The sequence below is a fragment of the Bacillus basilensis genome, assembly GCF_050630465.1.
GTDB classification, from domain to species: domain Bacteria; phylum Bacillota; class Bacilli; order Bacillales; family Bacillaceae_G; genus Bacillus_A; species Bacillus_A basilensis.
In genome coordinates, this window is the sequence record NZ_JBNTQO010000012.1 from 14,202 (window position 1) to 37,906 (window position 23,705).

The 23,705-nt window shown below is 36.5% G+C and carries 24 protein-coding genes and 4 other annotated features; of the genes, 6 read left to right on the forward strand and 18 right to left on the reverse strand.

From position 1 onward, the window contains the following. Positions 1–50: 50 nt before the first annotated feature. Positions 51–302 (reverse strand) — a binding site (T-box leader). A gap of 153 nt (positions 303–455) precedes the next feature. The 3 genes from pheT to ACQVV1_RS20145 all read right to left on the reverse strand — a co-directional run bounded on the left by pheT (position 456) and on the right by ACQVV1_RS20145 (position 5,062). After that, positions 456–2,876: a phenylalanine--tRNA ligase subunit beta gene (gene pheT / locus ACQVV1_RS20135; protein WP_242252540.1), complete on the reverse strand. Its 2,421-nt coding sequence runs from the start codon at positions 2,874–2,876 to the stop codon at positions 456–458. Positions 2,877–2,894: 18 nt separating this feature from the next. Next, positions 2,895–3,929: a phenylalanine--tRNA ligase subunit alpha gene (gene pheS, locus ACQVV1_RS20140; protein ID WP_000388220.1), complete on the reverse strand. Its 1,035-nt coding sequence runs from the start codon at positions 3,927–3,929 to the stop codon at positions 2,895–2,897. 44 nt (positions 3,930–3,973) lie between these two features. Beyond that, positions 3,974–4,202 (reverse strand) — a binding site (T-box leader). A gap of 62 nt (positions 4,203–4,264) precedes the next feature. Beyond that, positions 4,265–5,062 carry a TrmH family RNA methyltransferase gene (locus ACQVV1_RS20145; protein WP_431169429.1) on the reverse strand — a complete coding sequence of 266 codons (798 nt, stop codon included), beginning with the start codon at positions 5,060–5,062 and terminating at the stop codon, positions 4,265–4,267. Positions 5,063–5,144: 82 nt separating this feature from the next. Between ACQVV1_RS20145 and sspI the strand changes: the two genes are divergently transcribed. The 3 genes from sspI to ACQVV1_RS20160 all read left to right on the forward strand — a co-directional run bounded on the left by sspI (position 5,145) and on the right by ACQVV1_RS20160 (position 6,940). Then, complete coding sequence (gene sspI / locus ACQVV1_RS20150) at positions 5,145–5,354, forward strand: small acid-soluble spore protein SspI (protein WP_000009509.1); 210 nt, start codon at positions 5,145–5,147, stop codon at positions 5,352–5,354. Positions 5,355–5,529: 175 nt separating this feature from the next. Beyond that, positions 5,530–6,087 (forward strand): HD domain-containing protein, encoded by a 558-nt coding sequence (locus ACQVV1_RS20155; RefSeq protein ID WP_000554798.1) that lies wholly within the window; start codon positions 5,530–5,532, stop codon positions 6,085–6,087. 139 nt (positions 6,088–6,226) lie between these two features. Next, positions 6,227–6,940, forward strand: coding sequence for a CPBP family intramembrane glutamic endopeptidase (locus ACQVV1_RS20160; RefSeq protein ID WP_242252537.1), 714 nt, complete (start codon positions 6,227–6,229; stop codon positions 6,938–6,940). 27 nt (positions 6,941–6,967) lie between these two features. Here ACQVV1_RS20160 and ACQVV1_RS20165 read toward each other — a convergent pair whose 3' ends face one another. Together ACQVV1_RS20165 and ACQVV1_RS20170 are read right to left on the reverse strand one after the other, a co-directional pair. Next, positions 6,968–7,993, reverse strand: coding sequence for a DUF4179 domain-containing protein (locus ACQVV1_RS20165; protein WP_242252534.1), 1,026 nt, complete (start codon positions 7,991–7,993; stop codon positions 6,968–6,970). Positions 7,994–8,014: 21 nt separating this feature from the next. Further along, positions 8,015–8,557, reverse strand: a complete 543-nt coding sequence (locus tag ACQVV1_RS20170; RefSeq protein WP_242252533.1) for a sigma-70 family RNA polymerase sigma factor — start codon at positions 8,555–8,557, stop codon at positions 8,015–8,017. 146 nt (positions 8,558–8,703) lie between these two features. Between ACQVV1_RS20170 and ACQVV1_RS20175 the strand changes: the two genes are divergently transcribed. Together ACQVV1_RS20175 and ACQVV1_RS20180 are read left to right on the forward strand one after the other, a co-directional pair. Next, positions 8,704–9,075, forward strand: coding sequence for a DNA-binding protein (locus tag ACQVV1_RS20175; RefSeq protein WP_309259404.1), 372 nt, complete (start codon positions 8,704–8,706; stop codon positions 9,073–9,075). 37 nt (positions 9,076–9,112) lie between these two features. Further along, the gene (locus tag ACQVV1_RS20180) at positions 9,113–9,469 is read left to right on the forward strand and encodes an ammonia permease (RefSeq protein WP_242252531.1); all 357 of its coding nucleotides are present in this window, start codon (positions 9,113–9,115) and stop codon (positions 9,467–9,469) included. A gap of 22 nt (positions 9,470–9,491) precedes the next feature. Here ACQVV1_RS20180 and ACQVV1_RS20185 read toward each other — a convergent pair whose 3' ends face one another. Together ACQVV1_RS20185 and ACQVV1_RS20190 are read right to left on the reverse strand one after the other, a co-directional pair. Next, complete coding sequence (locus ACQVV1_RS20185) at positions 9,492–11,291, reverse strand: DHA2 family efflux MFS transporter permease subunit (protein WP_242252530.1); 1,800 nt, start codon at positions 11,289–11,291, stop codon at positions 9,492–9,494. Positions 11,292–11,303: 12 nt separating this feature from the next. Continuing rightward, positions 11,304–11,957, reverse strand: a complete 654-nt coding sequence (locus tag ACQVV1_RS20190; RefSeq protein WP_063224738.1) for an HlyD family secretion protein — start codon at positions 11,955–11,957, stop codon at positions 11,304–11,306. 296 nt (positions 11,958–12,253) lie between these two features. Between ACQVV1_RS20190 and ACQVV1_RS20195 the strand changes: the two genes are divergently transcribed. Further along, the gene (locus ACQVV1_RS20195) at positions 12,254–12,871 is read left to right on the forward strand and encodes a TetR/AcrR family transcriptional regulator (protein WP_063224737.1); all 618 of its coding nucleotides are present in this window, start codon (positions 12,254–12,256) and stop codon (positions 12,869–12,871) included. Positions 12,872–12,911: 40 nt separating this feature from the next. Here the strand turns inward: ACQVV1_RS20195 and ACQVV1_RS20200 are convergent, their stop codons facing one another. The 11 genes from ACQVV1_RS20200 to speD all read right to left on the reverse strand — a co-directional run bounded on the left by ACQVV1_RS20200 (position 12,912) and on the right by speD (position 23,614). Then, a complete protein-coding gene (locus ACQVV1_RS20200; protein WP_431169431.1) occupies positions 12,912–13,997 on the reverse strand; it encodes a M42 family metallopeptidase in 1,086 nt (361 codons plus the stop codon). A gap of 69 nt (positions 13,998–14,066) precedes the next feature. Further along, positions 14,067–14,558, reverse strand: coding sequence for a dUTP diphosphatase (locus tag ACQVV1_RS20205; RefSeq protein WP_000365050.1), 492 nt, complete (start codon positions 14,556–14,558; stop codon positions 14,067–14,069). Positions 14,559–15,031: 473 nt separating this feature from the next. Beyond that, complete coding sequence (gene rplT / locus ACQVV1_RS20210) at positions 15,032–15,388, reverse strand: 50S ribosomal protein L20 (RefSeq protein WP_001138362.1); 357 nt, start codon at positions 15,386–15,388, stop codon at positions 15,032–15,034. A 37-nt stretch (positions 15,389–15,425) separates the two neighbouring features. Next, complete coding sequence (rpmI, locus tag ACQVV1_RS20215) at positions 15,426–15,626, reverse strand: 50S ribosomal protein L35 (protein WP_001125945.1); 201 nt, start codon at positions 15,624–15,626, stop codon at positions 15,426–15,428. 21 nt (positions 15,627–15,647) lie between these two features. Continuing rightward, positions 15,648–16,151 (reverse strand): translation initiation factor IF-3, encoded by a 504-nt coding sequence (gene infC / locus ACQVV1_RS20220; protein ID WP_000973215.1) that lies wholly within the window; start codon positions 16,149–16,151, stop codon positions 15,648–15,650. Positions 16,152–16,213: 62 nt separating this feature from the next. Continuing rightward, positions 16,214–16,333, reverse strand: a sequence feature (ribosomal protein L20 leader region). A 210-nt stretch (positions 16,334–16,543) separates the two neighbouring features. Next, positions 16,544–18,481, reverse strand: a complete 1,938-nt coding sequence (gene thrS / locus ACQVV1_RS20225) for a threonine--tRNA ligase (RefSeq protein WP_431169432.1) — start codon at positions 18,479–18,481, stop codon at positions 16,544–16,546. A 47-nt stretch (positions 18,482–18,528) separates the two neighbouring features. After that, positions 18,529–18,757, reverse strand: a binding site (T-box leader). A gap of 31 nt (positions 18,758–18,788) precedes the next feature. After that, positions 18,789–19,670, reverse strand: a complete 882-nt coding sequence (gene ytxC / locus ACQVV1_RS20230) for a putative sporulation protein YtxC (protein WP_063224735.1) — start codon at positions 19,668–19,670, stop codon at positions 18,789–18,791. Between the two features lie 276 nt (positions 19,671–19,946). Then, complete coding sequence (gene dnaI, locus ACQVV1_RS20235) at positions 19,947–20,885, reverse strand: primosomal protein DnaI (RefSeq protein WP_098760125.1); 939 nt, start codon at positions 20,883–20,885, stop codon at positions 19,947–19,949. 33 nt (positions 20,886–20,918) lie between these two features. Beyond that, positions 20,919–22,331, reverse strand: coding sequence for a replication initiation and membrane attachment family protein (locus ACQVV1_RS20240; RefSeq protein WP_242252528.1), 1,413 nt, complete (start codon positions 22,329–22,331; stop codon positions 20,919–20,921). Positions 22,332–22,483: 152 nt separating this feature from the next. After that, complete coding sequence (gene nrdR / locus ACQVV1_RS20245; RefSeq protein WP_001203687.1) at positions 22,484–22,945, reverse strand: transcriptional regulator NrdR; 462 nt, start codon at positions 22,943–22,945, stop codon at positions 22,484–22,486. A gap of 285 nt (positions 22,946–23,230) precedes the next feature. Beyond that, on the reverse strand, positions 23,231–23,614 hold the full coding sequence (gene speD, locus ACQVV1_RS20250) for an adenosylmethionine decarboxylase (RefSeq protein WP_002003660.1): 384 nt from the start codon (positions 23,612–23,614) through the stop codon (positions 23,231–23,233). Positions 23,615–23,705: the final 91 nt, after the last annotated feature.

The following is a 23,705-nucleotide window of genomic DNA, read 5'->3' on the forward strand; positions in this document are numbered from 1 at the left end:
TGAAATTCTCCTTTGCTGATATATTTAAATACAAAAAAACCTTTCATCCATAAAGGGACGAAAGGTTAAACTTCGCGGTACCACCCAATTTGTCATAAAGACCAACTTTAACTCGTATGTAATACATACTTCCCGGTTTGTAACAGGCCGGATTCCCGTCTAAGTCTACTCTTGAATACAAAATTCAATTTCGGTTAGCAACTCCAAGGTGTTCTTCACATATACCGCCTCATCAGGCTCTCACCATCCCTGACTCGCTTTGGATTATAGTATATACTACTTTTCCTTATCATCGTCTTTCGTTTTGTTAAACTAAAATTAATGTACTACATTCGAGAGAAAGATGCAAGATGCCAGAAAATATATAAGCGATTTTTATAATATATCGACTTACCGACATCTTTTGACGATTGTGCAATAAAAAAATTGCCGGAATGAATCCGGCAATTTTCTAATTACTTACGTAACTCCGCACCAAATTTCTCTTCTACCGTTGTTAATACACGGTTATGTGCTTCTGTTACTTCTTCGTCTGTTAACGTACGTTCTGCATCGAAGTAGGTCATAGAGAATGCAAGTGATTTCTTGCCTTCTTCCATTTTTTCACCTTCGTATAAATCAAATAGCGTTACGTCTTTCAGAAGTTCTCCGCCAGCCTCAGCAATGACTTGCTTCATTTCACCAGCTTTTGTTTCTTTTGTTACTACAACAGCCATATCACGTGTCATAGATGGGAAACGTGGAATTGCTGAGTAATACGTTTCTTCTGCGTCTGCACCGAATACTTTTACAAGGGATAGTTCAAATACGAATGTATTTTTCACATCTAATTGTTTTTCTGCTTCCGGATGCAATTGACCGATGAAACCAATTACTTCGCCATCTAATACGATGTCAGCTGTACGGCCTGGGTGCATACCTTCACGTTTTGCTGGTGCATAAGTGATTTGGTTTGAAACGCCAAGTACGTCGAATAGTCCTTCTAGTACACCTTTCATAACGAAGAAGTCTACTACTTTCTTCTCACCTTGCCATGCATGGTGAAGAGCAAGACCTGTCATCACACCTGCAAGATGTTGTTCTTCTTTCGGAAGTTCTCCTGCTTCTGTCGGTAAGAAGATAGAACCTACTTCGTATAAAGCAACACTGTCGTTTTTACGAGCGACATTGTATGAAACTGCTTCTAACAATTGTGGCACTAAGCTTAAACGAAGTTGGCTACGCTCTTCACTCATTGGAAGTGCAAGGTTTACAGGAGCTTTTTCGTTTGGCTCAACCATATATTGCTTCGCTTTATCAGCGCTTGTTAATGAATATGTGATTGCTTCATATAAACCAGCACCTTCTAGGAAGCGACGTACTTTACGACGTTTCGTTTGTGCTGATGTTAATTTACCACGAGTCATTGTTCCAGAAGGTAATGTAACTGGAATGTGGTCATAACCGTATAGACGGCCCACTTCTTCTACTAAGTCTTCTGAAATTGTAATATCAGGACGACGTGCTGGTACATTCACATGGAATGTTCCTTCTACTTCTGTAAATGGGAATTTTAAGTTTGTGAACATTGTACCCATTTCACTTGCAGAAATATCTGTACCTAATACACGGTTTACTTTTTCAGCAGTAACAGATACTGTACGCTCTTGTACTTGTAAGTTATCAGCTTCTACTACACCTTCAAGTGCTTCTCCGCCAGCGTATTTCGCCATTAATGCAGCTGCATGTTGAATTGCTTCAAATGTACGTGTTGGGTCGATTCCTTTTTCGAAACGTGCACTTGATTCACTGCGAAGACCTAAATCTTTTGATGTACGGCGCACCGTTTGACCTGCAAAGTATGCAGACTCAATTAGAACGTTTACTGTCTCATTTGTAACTTCTGAATCCGCTCCGCCCATTACACCTGCAACAGCTAAAGCTTTTGTTCCGTTTGTAATTACAAGGTGGTGGCTTTGTAATGTACGTTCTTGATCATCTAACGTTTCAATTTTTTCGCCTTCTTTTGCAAGACGAACAACGATTTCTTTTGAACCTAATTTATCGTAATCAAATGCATGTAACGGTTGACCGTATTCCATTAAAATGTAGTTTGTAATATCAACTACATTGCTAATTGGACGAATACCAGCTGCCATAAGACGAGTTTGCATCCACATTGGTGATGGACCAATTTTTACGTTCTTCACCATTTTTGCAATATATAATGGGTTTTCTTCTTTCGCTTCTACACTTACAGAAATGTAATCAGCAGTTTTTTCTTTTGTTTCTTGTAAGTTAATAGCTGGAAGTTTTACTTCACGGCCATAAATAGCAGCTACTTCATACGCAACACCTAACATGTTTAAGCAATCTGCACGGTTTGGTGTTAAACCAAGCTCAAGTACTTCATCATGTAAGTTTAAAATTTCAAGTGCATCTGCACCAACTTCAGCGTCACTTGGGAAGATAAAGATACCATCTGCATATTCTTTTGAAACTAACTTTCCATCAATACCAAGCTCTTGAAGAGCACAAACCATACCGTGAGAAGCTTCACCGCGTAGTTTTGCTTTTTTAATTTTGAAGTTACCAGGAAGTACAGCTCCAACTTTTGCAACTGGTACTTTTAAACCTTTTGCAATGTTAGCAGCTCCACAAATAATTTGAACTGGCTCTTCTTCACCGATATCGATTAAGCATTTGCTTAATTTATCAGCTTCTGGGTGTTTTTCACATTCTAATACGTGACCAACTACAACACCTTTTACACCTTTATTTAATACTTCAACACCTTCTACTTCAATACCACTTTTCGTGATTTTGTCTGCTAGTTCTTGTGCTGTTACATCTTTAATATCTACATACTCTTGTAACCAACGATATGATACGAACATATTTATCCTCTCCTTCCCTTACGCTCGTTTGAATTGTTGTAAGAAACGTACATCATTTGTATAGAAATGACGAATGTCATCAACGCCGTATTTCAACATTGCGATACGCTCTGCGCCCATACCGAATGCGAAACCTTGATATTCTTTTGAATCATAACCAGCCATTTCAAGTACGTTCGGGTGAACCATACCTGCGCCTAAAATTTCGATCCAGCCAGTTCCTTTACAAGTGCCGCAACCTTTTCCGTGACACATCATACAAGAAATATCCATCTCTACAGATGGCTCTGTGAATGGGAAGAAACTTGGACGAAGGCGGATTTCACGATCTTCACCAAACATCTTCTTCACGAATACTTGTAGTGTACCTTTTAAATCACTCATGCGAATGTTTTTATCAATTACAAGACCTTCAATTTGCATGAACTGGTGTGAATGCGTCGCATCATCGTCATCGCGGCGATACACTTTACCAGGACAAATAATTTTAATTGGGCCTTTTTCTTTATTATTTTCCATCGTACGTGCTTGCACAGAAGATGTATGTGTACGTAGTAACGTTTCTTCTGTAATGTAGAATGTATCTTGCATATCACGTGCTGGGTGATCTTTCGGTAAGTTTAATGCTTCGAAGTTGTAGTAGTCTTTTTCTACTTCTGTTCCTTCAGCTACTTCATAACCCATACCGATGAATACATCTTCAATTTGTTCAACAACAGCTGTTAACGGATGGTGACAACCTGTTTCAACAGGACGACCTGGCAGTGTAACATCAATTGTTTCAGTAGCTAATTTCGCTTCAATTACTGCTTTTTCTAAGTTACCAATTTTGTCTTCTAGACGCGTTTGAATCGCTTCACGTACTTCATTTACTAACGCTCCCATACGTGGACGCTCTTCTGCTGATAATTTTCCCATGCCGCGTAATACTTCTGTAATTGGACCTTTTTTTCCTAAATACGCTACGCGTACGTCGTTTAAGCCTTTTAGCTCTTTCGCTTCTTCAATCAGCTCTAACGCTTTTTGCTTTAGCTCTTTTAAACGTGCTTCCATTTTGGAACCCTCCTAATTTTAAAAATAAAAAAACCTCGCTCCCAAAAAGGGACGAGGTAAATTCGCGGTACCACCCTAAATTGACAGAACATGTCTGCCCACTCATTAGTTATAACGATCAATTCTGACCGGAACGCCTTTACATATACATGGTCCTGGCGTCAACTCCAGAGGTGAATTCACTTCCGTCTACCATAAGAATGCTTTCAGTCTACGGCATTCTCTCCCTATATGGCGATTTTGTAAGCTACTCTTCTCTATCAACGTTTTTCGTTATTTAACTTTTATTATATGTTCATTACGAACATGTACTTCAACTTATTATAAGAAGTTTTTTATTTGTTCGCAACTGGGCTTTGTAAATAATACGTTAAAATCCCTGCTGCAACCGCAACATTTAATGATTCTGCCCCGCCGTAAATCGGAATATACAAGTTTTGATTTGTTTTTGCAAGAATTTCTTGGCGTACGCCATTTCCTTCATTTCCTACAATTAATGCAAAACTTCCGGCCGGCGTTACTTCACCATAAGGAACTCCATTTTCAAGAGCTGTTCCATATACAGGAACGTTATTTTCTTTTAGCTTGTCTACCCATTCTTCTAAGTTCCCTTTTACAATTGGTAAGTGGAAAATAGAACCTTGTGTAGAGCGGAGTACTTTACTATTGTAGACATCAACACAACCTTCTCCAAGCACTACGGCATGAATACCAGCTGCATCAGCTGTACGAATAATCGTTCCTAAATTACCTGGGTCTTGCAGGCCATCTAATAGAAGAAATTTCCCATCAGTAAGAACTACTTCTTTCTCATGCTTCTCACAAACAGCAAATACACCTTGCGTCGTTTCTGTTTCACGAAGTACTTTTACGATTGCTTCAGGCACAATATACATTTCCACATCATTAACTGTCCAATCTTTCGGAAGATCTGTCTTATCTGAAACGATAAGTTCTGTTACAACCCCTGCCTTTAAAGCTTCCTCCACTAAATGGAATCCTTCTACAAAGAACAACCCTTGTTTATCGCGTTCTTTTTTCGTTTGCAGCTTTTTCCACTGCTTTACACGCGGATTTTGTAATGAATCAATGTTTTTCATAATATGTATTTCCCTCTCTTCTTGTCTTATCATTATAGCCTATTTTTCATACATATTTACATAAAAAAGAACAAAAACTAACGTCAGTTTCAATTCTGAAGAAGAGGTGAAAGCAATGAGTTTTAATTTACGCGGTGCTGTATTAGCAAATGTATCTGGAAATTCACAAGACCAATTACAAGAAACAATTGTAGATGCAATTCAAAGCGGTGAAGAAAAAATGCTTCCAGGTCTTGGTGTTTTATTCGAAGTCATTTGGAAAAACGCTGATGAAAATGAAAAGCACGAAATGTTAGAAACGTTAGAGCAAGGATTAAAAAAATAAACAATTTGAAAATCACCTTTGCATAAGCTAAGGTGATTTTTTGCCGAAAATTTTTTTCTTTCCCTAAACATTTCTACTTTACTAACGCTACTCGATGGAGTACAATGTTCAAAATACATTTAAACCGATCGATTTTTCTTCATATACACCATTAGATAAAAGGAGTGAATGTTTTATGCACCGTATTACGCTTGAACAAATTTTTAAACACCATATTACACAAAAATACGTAAATCGTTCTGGGATGGTCCACGCGATTGCTGTCGCTTACCATGCGTTTCACTTAGCTAAAAAGCATCACGCCTCAGTCGATGCTGCGACAAAAGCTGGTTTCCTTCATGATATCGGACATCATACGTGGTACACAGGCGGCGAATGGGACTATGACTTATATAAAAAGAATGATATCCATGCAATTAAAGGAGCGGAACGAGCTCATAAGTTATTAATCCGATTAGGCGAACATCCAAAGCAAGCAAAAGAAATTTCTGTTGCAATTCTATTGCATACTGATTCTTTCCTAGTAGAACAATCACTTGAAAGAACACCTCTACAAAACATTATTAAGTGGGCAGATGAAGCAGATGAAGAACCGGGAGGAGCGCACCATTACCGGACTATCTCTTATGAAAAAGCACTAAAAGCAATTCAGCAGTTAGATCGATTGGTAGAGCGTGAATTGCAAATAGAGCAATCAAAATCGAATAACAAAGCAGAACATAGTTATCAATAAGAAAGAGGCATCACTATAGGGTGATACCTCTTTTATTATTTTATGGAAAATAAACCTTTATATGTAATATTTAAATGTTACATTCAAAAACGAAATACTTTATAATTAAATATACAAATATAAAGAGGTGATTCTAAATATGCAACCCGCTACACAACTTCCTTATGAACAGAAACACTCTATGTCATGGGGACAATTCATTAGCTCCGTTTTATTTGCTTTTTTTGGAACCGGACTTATTACTGTGTTCCTCGCAATGCCCTTAACAATTTATACAGCAGGTCTTACAGATAAAAAACAAATTGCCCTGTACGAATCTATTGCCAATACTGCAAGTACCGTATTACAACTAACCGTGTTGTTATTCTTCATTTTTAAATTCGAACCCGCAAAAAATTTACTATTAAAATCTTTTAACTTTAAAGCACTGAAAGAATGGCGCACATACGTATACTTACTTCTTTTCTTCGTTATAAACATCATACTCAATTACATACTGTTAAATTATGTGTTCCAAGACGCAACAAAGCAGCAATCTTCCGCACTAAACTTAGACATTTTTAAGCAGTATCAAATATTATTACTTCTCAGCTTTGCAATACTCACACCAATTTTTGAAGAGCTTATTTTCCGTGGTTTTTTACTTCACTTCTTCTCTGAACGCTTTCCATTTTGGATTGCAGCCATCGTAACAAGTTTCTTCTTCGGGATCGCTCATACATACTCACTTGGGGTAATGGTAATTACTTTCTTCTTGGGATTATTAATGGCTATTTTATGTAAAAAAACAAAATCCATTATTCCAGCTATGTTACTTCATATTATGAATAATATGTTGGCATTCTTAAGTTAAAAAGAGGTATCATCGCGATACCTCTTTTTACTCTTTTATAACAACTTCAAACTCTTCTTCCGTTAGCACTTTTCGATAATTCGTTTTCTTTTCTCCTTCTTCACCAGAAGTTAGGACAGGCGTCAGTATAATTTTCGTTACACGATCTTCTAGCTTTTCAAATCGCCAATAACTATTTTTTGATAATGTAAGGCCTGAATGTGGTATTAGCTCGTTTCCATCTTGATCTTTCGCGATAAATTTCACTTCTAATTTTGTTCCATTCAACATTTTATAGTTCAACTTCGTAGATATAGGAGAAACTTTTAAATCTTCCACTTCTATTTTTTGACCATTTTCTAATTTAAAATGTTTATGGATTGGGATTGTCTTCGTTTCAGCTTTTAATTTGTCTCCAGATGCTTTAAAGGAAAAGCCCCATTCTCCTTTCCATGTTGAATTCTCTTCTTTTAAAGAGATATCTCTATATACAACTTGTATATCACATTCTCCATGAATTTCTAGAGGGTTCATTTCACCATCTTTTAAATCTATATTTGAGAAAAATGTATACGTGTATTCATTTATTTTCTTGTCCCCGCCGCTACCGCTACCATTTAACTGTTTTCCATTTATATAAATATCAGGGCTAGGATAAGAGCCCTCTAAATTGATACGACTAGACTTAAACGTACTATTAACAATAATCTGCCCCTCATCTATCATCACTTCATCTAATCGTACTTCTACACCGTTATCATAAACTGTTTGTCCTATTGTCGTTTTATATTCTTTTAAAGGTTCGCCTCTACTGTTCACGTAGTCTTCCATTTTACTTCCGATTAACGGTATATCTGCAATCATCCTTCTCATATCTACAGTCATCATCATGATAAATAATGCCGCAGCCGTTGTTACAATAGCTATATTCCGTTTCGTATGAGCTTTGTTCGTTTTTATTTTTTTACGAATTCGCTTTTTTATTTTCTTTTTCTCTATGTGCGTTAAGTTAACCTCTTCATATTCATTCTCATCCATTTTTATATCATTTAACATTTCATATGGATCTTTCATTTTCTTCACCTCTCTTCTTATTTATTTCATCCGGTTATGTAAAAATAATGCCCTTAGCTTCTTTCGACCTCTCGATAGACGATTGTATATAAAAGAAGTTTTCACTCCCATTTTCTCCGCAATATCTTCTACACTATCCTCTTGCACGTAATGCTTCATAAAGATTTCTTTATCGTTCTTCTTTAAATGATTTAATATATGTTCCATATCATTACTCATTTCATTTTTAGTAGTATCGGTATGCATCGCTATTTCACCTATTTGATCTAATCCTTTTTCATTTACTGTCTTCGCATATTTCCTCGCATAATCGATAGATTTATATTTTGTAATAGCTGCAATCCAATTTTTTAACGTATTTTTCTCTTCATCATACTTTTCAATATGATTCCAAATCGCCAACAACACATCATCCATACATTCCTCTTGCACATCTTGAAAAGAAGCTAAATGCTTCTGAACAATACTTTTTATAAGTCCGCCGTACTGGTCGATAATAAAGTATAACGCTTTTTCATCCCTTTTTCTTAGCTGCATTGCAACGTTCTCTTCTGTAATTTTCATATGCCCACTCCTCTCTAACATGCTCTATATCTATTAATTCGTATCGGTACTACTCATTTCTATCAATTTATACATATTTATTAATAATATCCAAAATAAACCTCATGTAGTAAAATATAACTTAATTCACATAAAGGAGTTTACATATGTTCAGTATTATTTGGATGCTTTTTACGCCACTTCTCTTACTATGTGGGATTGTTGGTGGTATTTTTTTAATAGTAACAGGGATTAAATATCGGAAATTACGCGTTGGTTTAATGGGGCTACTTAGCCTATCCTTTGTCACACTACCTTTTGTTCTTTTAAGTGTAGGGATTCATATCGATACAATTTTCCCGATTCCAACTGCTCTTTACTGGACCCTATTTTCTTTAACTGGATTATTAGCAGGGGTAAGTGGAGTACAAGCAAAAATTAAAAGTATACGTAATATGGGATTCATTATTTTTACCACTGGAATATTAGGTGTTATCTTCTGGGAGCTCATGTCTGTAGGTGATTCATTCTATATATAATATTTTTAGCAACTTACAAATCGGAGGTAATGCAAAAGTGTTTGGAATATTAACTTGGATGATTTTAGCTCTTACTTTAATGTTATGCGCATTTATCGTTGGTATTTTTTTAATTATTGCTGGTATGAAATGTCGTAAATCACTTACTATTATAGCTGGTTTAATTAGCATATTACTTATCGTTGTTCCTATCATTTGTATAGGCTCTGGAATAGATTTAGAGAGGATTGTTCCAATTTCGGGAACTTTATATTGGTGTTTCTTCTCTTTAGCTGGACTATTAGCTATTATAAGCGGAAGACAAATATCGAGTATTCGTTCTATGGGGACGATTTTGGTTATAACAGGATTGTGCTCTGTAACTGGTTATCATCTTTTATATCTAACTGCATAAAAAACACAAAAAAGCAGGGAAATTAATTCCCTGCTTTTCTATTTGGCTTATTGCCTGATGGTAAGAAGAACGATAACACCCAAGCAACACCTGCGAGTATTGTTGCAATTAAGAAGGCATCGTTAATACCATTAATTGCAGATAGCTTTGAAATTTGTCCATATAATAGTTGTGTGCCCATCGCATCTCCTGCTTGCGCTGATCCGGCTAAGGCCGCTAAGCTTTGCCCCATACCGTGTACTTTATCAACTAAAATTGGATTTGACGTTGTTAACATATTACCGTAATCTGCTACGTGAGCAGTTGTTTGTTGCGTCATAAGTGTAATTAAAATCGCTGTCCCAATTGAACCCGCTACTTGTCTTGACGTATTTTGCGTTGCTGTACCGTGAGAAATTAATTTCATCGGCAGTGCGTTCATACCTGCTGTCATAATTGGCATCATAATGAATGACATACCAATTGAACGTATAATATAATCCGTCATAATAACGCTATACGGTGTATCCATCGATAATTTTGTAAATTCATATGTCGCATACGTCGTAATTGCCAATCCAATTATTGCTAATGGACGAATGCCATATTTATCGAATAATTTACCCGCTACCGGTCCCATGATTCCCATAATTAATGATCCTGGAAGAAGTAGTAAACCAGATTCAATTGGCGTAAAGCCACGAATATTTTGTAGATATACTGGAAGTAATAGCATACCTCCGAATAATGCCATCGTTACGATTGCGTTAATTACTAAAGTGAAAGTAAATACTGGATATTTAAACACTTGTAAATCAAGCATTTTATTGTCCGTTGTTAACTCTCTCCAAATAAATAACGCTAAACCAATTACACCGATAACAAGTGAAATAATGACTTCTGCACTAGTCCAACTATTATTTCCAGCTTCACTAAATCCATACAATAAGCTTCCTAGTCCAATACTTGAACTAACCACACCAAATATATCTAATTTCGTTTTAGACACTGGCTGAGCTAGTGTAAAGAATTTTAAAGATAGGAACGTAATAATTAAACCAATAATAAACATCGCATAGAACATTAAGTTCCAGCTGTAATTTTCAATCACCCAACCTGTTACAGTTGGTCCGATAGCTGGTGCTAAAATCATCGCTACACCTAGTAATCCCATCGCTGCTCCGCGCTTATGAGGCGGGAATAATGTCATGAAGATATTCATACCAACCGGCATTAAAATACCCGCACCAACCGCTTGAATAACGCGGCCCGTCATCATCATTGTAAAGTTTCCTGAAATAGCACAAATGATAGATCCTACAGTGAAGAATAACATTGCTGCTACGAATAATTTACGATACGTAAATCGCGAAACTAAAAAGGCACTAATCGGTACTAAAATACCATTTACAAGCATGAAACCTGTAATTAACCATTGTGCTGTTGAAGTTGAAACGTTAAATTCATTCATTAACGGTGGCAATGCAACGTTAATGATTGTTTGGTTTAAAATAGAAACGAACATGCCGAGAATTAATACAGCTACAACTGCTTTTACGTTCACATTCTCTACAGGCATAGACATTTGTTTTTTCGGCACTTCTTTTTCTTGTTTTACTTCTTCTTGATTTCCTGTTTCTAACTCAACTACATTAGAGATTTCCGATTCTTGCTTCCGTTCAATTTCTTTCTCTTCTGTTTCTACTTTACTTACTTCTATTTTACTTACGGCTGGGACTTGTTCTTCTCCCACATTCGTTTTTTTCTTTCGTAAAAGACGATTTACAAGGAAGAAGACGATTATACAAAATAGTGCATATCCTGCAATTATGATTGAGGACATCTCATCTCCCCCTTACTTATGAATACGAACTGTCACATTCATGCCAGGAACAATATTTACTGATTTACTATGATCTAAAGAAATTTTAACTGGTACTACTTGTGTTACTTTCGTATAGTTCGCTGTTGCGTTGCTTGATGGTAACATAGAGAATGTGTTCGCTGTTGTTAAGCCCACTTGCTCTACTTTTCCTGATAATGTTGTATCTGGGTATGCATCTACATACACATCTACATCTTGACCTTTTTGAACATCATCAACATCTGTTTCTTCAATGTTTGCTGTTACCCATAAATCGTTCATGTCAAATGCGTAAGCGATCGGGCTACCTGCTCCAACGAAAGCATTTGTTGTTGCGTTTGATTGTACAACTGTTGCATTTTGCGGAATTGTTACATCTACTGTTTGTTCTCCATTAGCTGCTGCTACAGTGACAGCACCTAATTTATCATTCTCATTGTAATTCTTACCTACCTCAGCTTTCCAGTCCGTTAATTTACCCGCTACTGGTGATGCAATCGGAATTACCTTTCCATCAATTTTTGCATTGTCTGTTTTCAAGTAATTTTCCGCTTGATTGTAATAGTAATAACCGCCAATACCGCCGCCAACTAGTACAATTAATGTGATAATGTTGATAATCACCATTCTTCGAAACTGATTCATTGCATTCCTCTCCTTATATCGCATATAATTTTTTTCTAAACTATTTACGTCCTTATTGTTTAGAGTGTTTAATTGTTAATTATGTTAACCTTTAAACAAAAAAATCACACCATCTGCGGTGTAAATCGAAATTTATCTACCTGCGAGCGGTGCTGATTTCTGAAGGACTATCGTTTATAATTATAAATAATTATTTTGAAACTACAACCAACAATTTACGTATGAAATGTCGCTTAAACAACAATATAATACCAATATGTTGTTTAAGTACAGAAAATTAAACGGGGAGAAGTAAAATGTCTATTAAAAATACAAATGATCCACGTGTTAAGCGGACGAGACAACTCATACAGGATGCTTTTGTCGCTTTAGTAGGCGAAAAAGGTTTTGAAAATGTAACTGTTCAACATATCGCCGAACGTGCTCCTGTAAACCGCGCTACATTTTATAGCCATTACCATGATAAATATGACCTATTAGACAAGAGCATTGAAGAAATGTTAGAGAAGCTAACAGAAGTAATTAAACCGAAGAATAGAAATAAAGAAGATTTTCAACTAACATTTGATTCACCTCATCCGACCTTTTTAGCTTTATTTGAACACATCGCAGAAAATGTGAATTTCTATAATGTTATGCTTGGAGATAAAGCTGCCGGAAACTACTCTTATAAAATGATGAAAACGATACAAGTACATTTAACATTAAGCTTATCTATTTCACAACCAGATGATAAAGATCTTATGGTTCCTCGTGATATTTTGATTAGCTATGTAACAGGAGCTCATATCGGGATGATTATGTCATGGCTAAAAAGAGGGATGATATATACCCCGCATTTCATGGCTATGCAATTAACTCGTTTAATTATTTTAGGAGCTCATACTGCTGCAGGATTAGAAAGACCTTTTTAAAACATAAAAAAGCGAAGGAAAATCTCCTTCGCTTTTTCTATTAATTAAATGTAATGTTATGTACAGCCTCTTTATCAAGACGTTTAATAACTTCTACAATTAACTTCACTGCATTTTCATAGTCATCACGGTGCAACATTGCCGCATGAGAATGAATGTAGCGCGTTGCAATCGTAATTGCTATAGACGGAATACCATTTACAGCAATATGAATTGCACCTGCATCCGTTCCTCCGCCAGCTACTGAATCATATTGATACGGAATTTGTAATTCGTCAGCAACATCAACTACAAAGTCACGTAAACCTGTATGTCCAATAACAGAAGCATCATATAAAATGATCTGTGGTCCATCACCCATTTTACTTTGCGCTTCTTTTGCCGTTACACCTGGCGTATCTCCAGCGATACCAACATCTACTGCGAATGCGATATCTGGTTTAATATAGTTTGCAGATGTTTTCGCACCACGAAGACCGACTTCTTCTTGTACAGTCCCTACGCCGTATACAACGTTTGGATGCTTTTCATCTTTTAATTGCTTTAATACGTCAATTGCGATTGCACAACCAATTCGGTTATCCCATGCTTTTGCAAGTAACATTTTTTCATTCTTCATCACTTGGAATTCAAAGTAAGGTACAACTTGATCTCCTGGTCGTACGCCCCACTCCATCGCTTCTTCTTGGCTAGAAGCACCAATATCGATGAACATGTCTTTAATTTCAACCGGCTTCTTACGCGCTTCTGGAGGTAAGATGTGCGGTGGTTTTGAACCAATTACACCTGTTACATCTCCTTTACGCGTTACAATCGTCACGCGCTGTGCAAGCATAACTTGTGACCACCAGCCACCAACAGTTTGGAAACGAAGGAAACCTTTGTCATCAATTTGCGTAATCATAAAGCCAACTTCATCTAAATGACCAGCAACCATAATTTTCGGGCCGTTTTCTTCCCCTACTTTTTTCGCAACTAAACTTCCTAAATTATCAGTAGAAAGTTCGTCCGCAAACGGCTCAATATATTTCTTCATTACTTCGCGTGGCTCACGCTCGTTACCCGCAATACCACGTGCATCTGTTAATTCTTTTAGCATTGTCAATGTCGCGTCTAATTTTGTCATTGCCAACACCCTCCTTTTTCTTCAGTCACTTCATTATACAAAACGAAATTGAAATATTCAAAAATTAAATTAGTATCCTTGTGTTTGACGCTGATGATTTACTTCGTTTTTATCTAAATATGCCTTTTCAATCTCTTCTTGTTCAAACTCAAGCGCTTGTCCAAGTCGAAGATAGCTTGTAAATAATTCAATATAGTTCGTAATAGATGGTTGATCTGTAAAACGAATTACCTTCGCATATGTGTCTAAGAAAATTTCTACTTGTGTTTTATTCGTTTGTGCACATTTATAGAATAGGAAGTTTTTATCGATACCTAAATCAATTCCAATTGATAAAATAAAATGCAAACCATCTACGTATTCTTCTAATATTACTTCACGTTCTGATGCTGGTTTGTTGCTCCAATATTTAAAACAACGTGTTTCGTTTGCTAGTTCTCCAATTTCTACAAGAAGAGCTAACATTTTTTCTTTTAACAACTTTTTCGGTTGTAAGTCATGTTCTTTCGCAATACGGTCATCTAACTCTTTTTGTAATTTAAATAGTTGTAGTAAGTCCATTCTATTGTCCTCCTCCAACATCGCATTTTACGCAACAATGTTGTTTCATCTCAAAGTTCATTATTATTTTTCGTTTCTTATTAATAAGTCAGCCATTTACCTCTTTACAAAATAGCTTGTCCTTAATTTACAAATACGTTTCAATCATCACGATTAGATTGTTCACTCCGATTGGTGATAGTTAATAATTATCCCGGGATTGCCCACTGATAAAAAATTTATTTTATCTGATGAAAGTTCCATATCATCTTTCCATTATAGCAGTGTCGTTTCACCTAGGAAAGATACTCTTCTTTCCAAAGGGGTATAATAAAAAAAAGCCAGGAGGATTCTCCTGACTTCATATGTATATTCTTCTATATCGCTATTACTTTTATATTCCTTTTGTCATATCGATAACAACATACTTCTTCTCTTTGCATACAAATAAAAAAACCTTAGAAGAAAAATCTTCTAAGGTTTCAACTAATTAATTAGTTAATGTTGTTTTTTGCAACTGTTGCTAATTCAGCGAAAGCTTTTTCGTCATGAACAGCTAAGTCAGCAAGCATCTTGCGGTTAACTTCGATGCCAGCATTTTTAAGACCGTGCATTAAGCGGCTGTAAGAAAGACCATTCATACGAGCTGCTGCGTTGATACGTGTAATCCATAATTTACGGAAGTCACGTTTCTTTTGACGGCGGTCACGGAATGCATACATTAGAGATTTCATAACCTGTTGGTTAGCAACCTTGAATAATGTATTTTTTGAACCGTAGTAACCTTTTGCTAATTTAATTACTTTTTTACGACGTTGACGAGTAACTGTACCACCTTTTACTCTTGGCATAATATTACCTCCTAATTGTTCTATATATCAGCCGAACTTATTTTAAGTTGTCAAGCATTTGACGAATGCGTTTGAAGTCACCAGCGCTTACTACACCAGCTTTACGTAGTTTACGTTTAGCTTTTGTAGATTTGTTAGCGAATAAATGGCTTGTGTAAGCGTGAGAACGTTTCAGTTTACCTGATCCAGTCTTTTTGAAACGCTTTGCAGCGCCGCGATGAGTTTTTTGTTTAGGCATAGGTATTTCCTCCTCTATCTATTACTTATCGTTTTTCGGTGCTAAAACTAAGAACATACTGCGTCCTTCCATTTTAGGCTTAGATTCAACTGTACTAACTTCAGCACAAGCTTCTGAGAAGCGATCTAAAACACGTTGACCGATTTCTTTATGAGTAATGGCACGTCCTTTAAAGCGAATTGACGCTTTAACCTTGTCGCCTTTCTCTAAAAACTTGATAGCATTACGAAGTTTTGTGTTAAAGTCGTGTTCATCAATTGTTGGACTTAAACGAACTTCTTTCATGCTAATTACTTTTTGATTTTTGCGCTGCTCTTTTTCTTTTTTCTGTTGCTCAAAGCGGAATTTACCGTAGTCCATAATGCGGCATACTGGCGGTTTCGCATTTGGAGCAACTAATACTAAATCAAGATTAAGATTTGCAGCTAAGTCTAAAGCGTCATTACGAGACTTGATTCCAAGTTGATCGCCATTTGCGCCAACTAAACGTACTTCACGTGCACGAATTTGCTCGTTAATCATCATATCCTTGCTAATAGTAAGCCACCTCCAAGGTTTTTTCAGAACATATTTTGTAGTCATAGAACCCGACAAAAAAAGTGCGGGCATACGACACCCACACTTGTAAAATCTTAAGTAAGAAATACATTACCTGTTAACTGCGAATGCGTCCATCAGGTGAGAAGCGGGTGCTTCTACTTGTTCCACAAAACAATATTCTATTATCCTTGATGAGTTTATCATAGGACATAACGTCTGTCAAGAAGACGCGATGTGTTTTACTAACAACAAGAAATATTGTAACAAACAACTAACATACTTGCAATACTTTTTTATGATAAGTGTTACATAGTTATTTTTTCCAATTCATCTAGCTTATATTACATAGAAAAGCCGCGGTATACCGCGGCTCTTTCTTATCGTTTACCTTCTACTTTAATCATATCAACAAAAGCATCTAATGCGATTGTTTCTGATTTTTGTTCACCATATTTACGTACGTTTACGCCGTTTTCAGTTACTTCATTGTCACCTACTACAAGCATGTACGGAATTTTTTGCATTTGTGCTTCACGGATTTTGTAACCAATTTTCTCTTCACGAGTATCTAATTCAACACGGATACCAGCACGGCGTAATTCATCTTGTACTTTCTTCGCATAGTCTAAATGTACTTGCGGAGAAACTGGAATTACTTGTGCTTGAACTGGAGCTAACCAAGTTGGGAATGCACCTTTGTATTCTTCAATTAAGAAGGCTACGAAACGTTCCATAGTTGATACAACACCACGGTGAATTACAACTGGACGGTGTTGTTTACCGTCTTCACCAACGTAAGATAGTTCAAAGCGTTCTGGAAGTAAGAAGTCTAATTGTACAGTTGAAAGTGTTTCGTCTTTTCCAAGAGCAGTACGAACTTGAACATCAAGTTTTGGACCGTAGAATGCCGCTTCACCTTCAGCTTCGTAGTAATCAAGACCCATTTCATCCATAGCTTCTTTTAACATACCTTGTGCTTTTTCCCACATCTCATCATCAGCATAGTACTTTTTAGTATCTGCTGGGTCGCGATAAGATAGACGGAATGAGTAGTTCTCTAAACCGAAATCTTTGTACACTTCTAGCGTTAAGTTTACAACACGTTTTAACTCTTCTTTAATTTGATCTGGGCGTACGAAAATGTGCGCATCGTTTAAAGTCATTCCGCGTACACGTTGTAATCCAGATAACGCACCTGACATTTCATAGCGGTGCATTGTTCCAAGTTCCGCAATACGGATTGGTAATTCACGGTAGCTGTGAATATCGTTTTTATAAACCATCATGTGGTGAGGGCAGTTCATTGGACGAAGAACTAACTCTTCATTATCCATTTCCATTGATGGGAACATACCATCACGGTAGTGATTCCAGTGACCAGAAGTTTCATAAAGCTCTCTGCTTCCTAATACTGGAGTGTATACGTGATCATAGCCTAAGCTCGCTTCTTTATCAACGATGTAACGCTCGATAATGCGGCGGATTGTTGCACCCTTTGGTAACCAAAGTGGTAAACCTTGTCCTACTTTTTGGCTATTAGTAAATAGTTTTAATTCTTTACCTAATTTACGGTGATCGCGCTCTTTTGCTTCTTCAAGCATACGTAAGTGCTCATCTAATTCTGCTTTCTTAACGAATGCAGTACCGTAAATACGTTGTAGCATTTTATTATTGCTATCACCGCGCCAGTAAGCACCCGCAACGCTTAATAATTTAAATACTTTAATTTTCCCTGTAGATGGAAGGTGAACACCACGGCAAAGGTCGAAGAATTCGCCTTGCTCATAGATTGAAATAATCGCATCTTCTGGAAGATCGTTAATTAAATCTAATTTTAACTCATCGCCGATTTCTTCAAAGCGACGAAGTGCTTCTGCACGTGGTACTTCATGGCGAACGATTTCTAAGTTCTCGTTCACAATTTTTTGCATTTCTTTTTCGATTTTCTTGAAGTCTTCAACTGTAATTGCTTCTTCCATATCAATATCGTAGTAGAAGCCGTTTTCGATTACTGGGCCAATGCCAAGCTCAAGCTTAACATCTTTATATAAACGTTTTAACGCTTGTGCTAAAAGGTGGGTTGTTGAATGGCGTAAAATGTATAAGCCATCTTCAGAATCTAATGTAATAATAGAAACTGCACCATCTTCTTCGATTGGTGTAACAAGATCGATCATCTCATCGTTTAATTTTCCAGCCACAGCTTTTTTCTTTAAGCCTGGGCTAATAGAAGCTGCGATTTCTTCAGTTGTTACGCCTTTTGGAAACTCCTTCACAGCTCCATCAGGGAAAGTAATTTTAACTACATCTGCCATCACTGGTCACTCCTCTTTTTCTCAAAATAAAAAACACTCATCCCGTAAAAAGGGACGAGTGTTGAATTCGTGGTTCCACCCTTGTTCCAATTAACCTTATTGTTAATTGCTCAAGTTCAACATAACGGTGTTGTCCGTTAGCAATTACTAGAAAAACCGTTCACTGCTAAAGTTTAGAGGTGGTAAGTAATAATCCCGTACTAGGAAGCTCACACCCTAAGGCTTCCCTCTCTGAAAATCGTAGAAAACTACTCATGTCCTCATCATAACATTTCAATATATTTCATTTATGTAGGTAATTATATGCTCAAAAACTTAGAAAATCAAGGGCGTTACCTTTATTTTTTAAATTTTTCACATTGCGCTCAAACTCATGTAAGCCATGTAATTGGACCCGTTCTTGAAATACATTTCGCAAAGTAATAATCATATTATGATCTTGTTCTTTCGTATATAAATAAATTTTTTTTGGCGAAATAGAAAGAAGTGGTGCAATTACTTTCGTATCAATATATACATCCTTTTGCTTCAATAATTCCTCATCTATATATTGGACCAATTTCTCCTGTTTTAAACGTCTACCTTTATCATCATAGAAAATAAAACTTTCATCAAAAATAAGATGCACACAGGACAAACGTGATTTCCGGCTACGTACTTGTTGCCGGAGCGTCTCAATAAACATTTGATATTCTTGCTCCAACTTATACTCATCAATCGCCACTTCAGCAAGCTTAGCTACCATTTCCCTATATGTACGAAGACGAAAACGAACATATGATGAAAACGAGAATGAGAGCGGATCACAAAGCCAATTATTTAAAGAAGACTTAATATATGATTCAAATGTGTGACGTGTTAATTCACGAGCAATCCCTTTTCTTCTTCCCTTTAAAATCTCTTGTGCCATATGCAATATTTGATGACACTCTTCTTGTTCTTCATAAAAAAACTTTTCTTTTAAAATTGTATAAATCCACTCATTTTGCTTTACATTCACAATGAAATACACCATTACTGGCAATAAAATCTTTTCAATATAATTCGATTCACCTACCGGTATGTGAATTACAATCTTTTGTTCCTGTAAATACACACTCGTTTCCTTATATAACAGTTCCGCTCTTTTCAGTAGTTGTCTGTATACATGCATAGCATCATTTTTTTCTTCGAAGCAAATTTCAATCACTCTTGTCCCCCCTTTTATCCCCGCTCTAAAGGATTGTATCTATACGTTACAAATCCTATAAGAGTCCGACCTGTGGAAGTTCACTCTTAGTAGAATTACATTTCCTATCGTTAGAAAATCCACTCGATATGGCTTGCTAATTTTATATATATTAAGGGAGGGAGAAAAAAATGATACAAGCTACAATGAATTTTCCATAAGAACTTTTCGTTTTACAATTCATCTAGTCTAAAAAGTGTTCAAAACGAAAAAAGAGCAAGCTTTTCAGCTTACTCTTTACTTATGACGTCGGTTTTTCCCGCCAATTGTAATTGGCTTCGCTAAATATTTAATTCGTTCCATAATACGCGCTGCTTTCATTTGTTCTGCTTCACCACGCTGTGTATACGTTAAATGATGTTCCAATTCCTTGAAATCAAAGTTAGACGTAAAGAACGTCGGTAAGTTTTCTAACATACGGAATTGCAAAATTGCACCAAGCACATCATCACGCACAAAGCTTGACATCGCTTCCGCTCCAATATCATCTAACATTAAAACTTGTACGCGTTTCACTGCATCAATCTTTTCCCCAATCGAATTATCTTGAATCGAACTTTTAATTTCACGTAGAAATTCAGGGAAATATACGAGCATCGAACTAATTTTCTTTCGAGCAAGCTCATTCGCAATTGCTCCTAATAAATACGTTTTCCCTACACCAAATTTACCGTACAAATATAAACCTTGTACTTTTTTACCAGGTTCATATGTACTTAAAAATTCATTGGCTGCACCGATTGCATCAATACGCGCATCTAAATCAGACGGATCTAAGTTTTCCATCGTTGCCTGTAAAATGTCAGTTGGCATATATACACTTTGAACGAGTTTTTCATATTTCTTTCTCTCGTCATATGCTACTTTTCTAACGCAACGATCGTATTGAATATCAATCATCTTCCCTTGAATAACAAGCTTTGGCTCATATCCTTGCAGCATGTTTTTACACGAACCTAGATCTGGACAATCTGCGCAACCTACACTTTGTCCAATATATTCGTATAATTTTACAAGACTGCGCTCAATCATAGAAGTTGTTACTTCACCTTTATGTTCGTCTATAAATTCTTTCACACGCGGATGTGCCATTACTTCCGCCTTTAATACTTCATATCTATTTTTAAAATTTTCATTTTCCATTAACTTTGCAAATGAATTTTGAATATGCTCCATTTTCTCACCTCAAAGAGCGTTCATTCTCTTCTATTAATCACGCTTATATTTTTTCAACACTTCTTCTAGTCGTTTTCGTTCATCATCTAACGTATTTGCATCTTTTTTCTTACTTACATCTTTCTTCACTGTTTCTGTTTCTTTCTCTTGTTCTTCCGGCTCTTCTTTCAGCCAATCTGGTACCATTTCTTTTCGGACCGTTTTCTTCGACGTACGGCCTTTCTTCTTCGTCTCAGCCCATTCTTGATATTGACGGTTTTCTTCTTTCGCTAACGCCATTGCTTCAGCTACTGTACCAACCTTTTTGCGTGCCCAATGCCCTGCAATCTTCTCCACATACGTTTTCGCAAGTTTCATATCTGAGCGTAGCATAACGTAATAAATAAGTACATTCACAACACCTGGCGTTAACTTTTGATTAATCATTACATCTTCAACGATTTGCAAGTCAGCCTTCGTCGCCTCTGCACCACCAGAAATCTCTTTCAATAGTTGTTTTGGTGAGATTTCCTCTAACTGTTTTATTAACATCTCTTCTTGCGTAGAAGGCTCTTTCTCTTTCATCATACGTGCAGCGTGAGGCTGTACTCTTTCACTTAATACAGGTAATGCTTGACCGTTTTCGAACTGATACCAATCACGTGCTCCTTTTCTAAGCCTTTCAATATCAATTGTCTGCATCTCTGTCACCGCACCAAGAACGATATTTTGCATCGATAACACATCTACACCGTATACGTAAGCAAGCGTAATGACGCATTCCCGCACTTGATCTGTAATCGCCTTTTTAGGAACAAGAGCGGACAAGCCATCTACAAATAAGGAGAAATCAAAGAAGTCATTCCAAACTTTCGGAGCGTCCCCCTTCTCGTTACTTGGCATAGCTGTCGTTTTTGGAATACGAAGATCTTCTTGCGCATGCTCAAGCTGACCTGGATTAAACGAACCAAACACATCATTGAAAGAACGTGTAACATTTTCATAAGATACAAAATCAAATTCTTCTTCTAAGAAATATTGCTTTACTTGATTATATTTTGTCCGACTCAATCGATTGTATAAAAAGATACTTAAAACAATATCATCAAAAAACTGTTTCGGCGATAAAGGTGGTTGCAGCTCGTATATAAACATTCGAATATCTTTTTCTTTCTTAATATATACTTTCAAAAGCCCAATTGCCTCTAACTTTACCCGTTCCTCATATATTTCGGGAAGCTGCATTTGCATGATCACCATAAGGGAATGATGCGTATTCTCTTTTCCAAACACACGATCCTGCTCTAACTCTCCCCATAGCGTCATGTACAAGCTAAACGCTCTACTACCTATTAACGGCTGATACAACATCGTTAACACTTTTCGGTCGTAATTATGCAGTAACCCTTTCGCACTTACTTTATAACGATCAATTGGCAATAGCTCCATCCATGACTGTTTTTCCATTCTTGCTTTTCCTTTCTCTCATCCAATCTATCCTCTACTTCATTCGTTCTATCTTCATTATATAATTTCTTAGCGAAAAAGAGCTATTAGCTTTCGCTTCTAGCTCTCTTATCTCATTACTTACGGTATGTAAAGAGAATACAATACAGATTCTACTCTCTTTCTTTTTGCAGTATATCTTTTAATTCTTCAATAAATACATTTAAATCTTTAAATTGGCGATATACAGATGCAAAACGTACGTAAGCAACATCATCAATATCACGCAGTTCTTCCATAACAATTTCGCCAATCATATCACTTTTCACTTCTGATATACCTAAATTACGAAGTTCACGTTCCACACTTTGAGTTACTTCTTCTAATTGCCTTAAAGATACTGGTCTTTTTTCGCACGCTTTAATTAAGCCACGTAAAATCTTTTCTTTATTAAACTCTTCTCGTGTGCCTTCTTTTTTTACAACGATAAGAGGTGACTCTTCTACTCTTTCGAATGTCGTAAAGCGGCTTAAACAACTTTCACACTCTCTCCTTCTTCGAATAGAGCGCCCCTCGTCTACCGGACGCGAATCTAACACTCTTGTACCATTATGAGAACAGGATGGACAACGCAATATATTCACTCCTTTACACTATACTCTTTATTTTTTCTCAACTTACTTCATCTGACAATATATATACAATATTATATAACTCATTCTAACTCTCTTACCACTTTAAGTTTAAGCGCATTATTTTATCATCCCGTTTTCAAAAATAAGATGGTAGATAGGGTGCTAACTTATTCGTAAGAGCTCAGTTTATCTAACTAACAAGTACGTTATATTTTTCCTTTTTTATAAACTAAAAAAGAGGTGCATTATACACCTCTTTACATTTTAAATCAATTATGTTCTTTTTTAAAGAGCTTTTGTTTCTCTCTGCTTAATTTCGAAGCTACCAGTGCCTCGAGGAAGCTCGATGCTCTCACGCGTTTTCGCGTTTAAACCTTCTGCAATATATTCTGCAGCAACATTTGGATCAATACGATCCCCACAAGTATAAACATCAATACTTGCGTAACCGTGCTCCGGAAAGCTATGAATTGTTAAATGTGATTCCGAGATAATTACTACTCCACTTACACCTTGTGGTGCAAATTTATGGAAAGCAACCTCACGCACTTCAGCACCAGCTCTTAGTGCTGCATCCACAAATAATTGTTCAATATACGGCATGTCATTAAGCTTGTCGAAATCGCAATCCCAAAGTTCAGCGATTACGTGACGACCCATCGTATCCATAGTATCCATTCTACAGTTCCCCCTTGTAAATTTATTCTAACTGTTCGAATTGAAAACTAATTTGCAATTTGGCTTGCTCCACTACCACGGG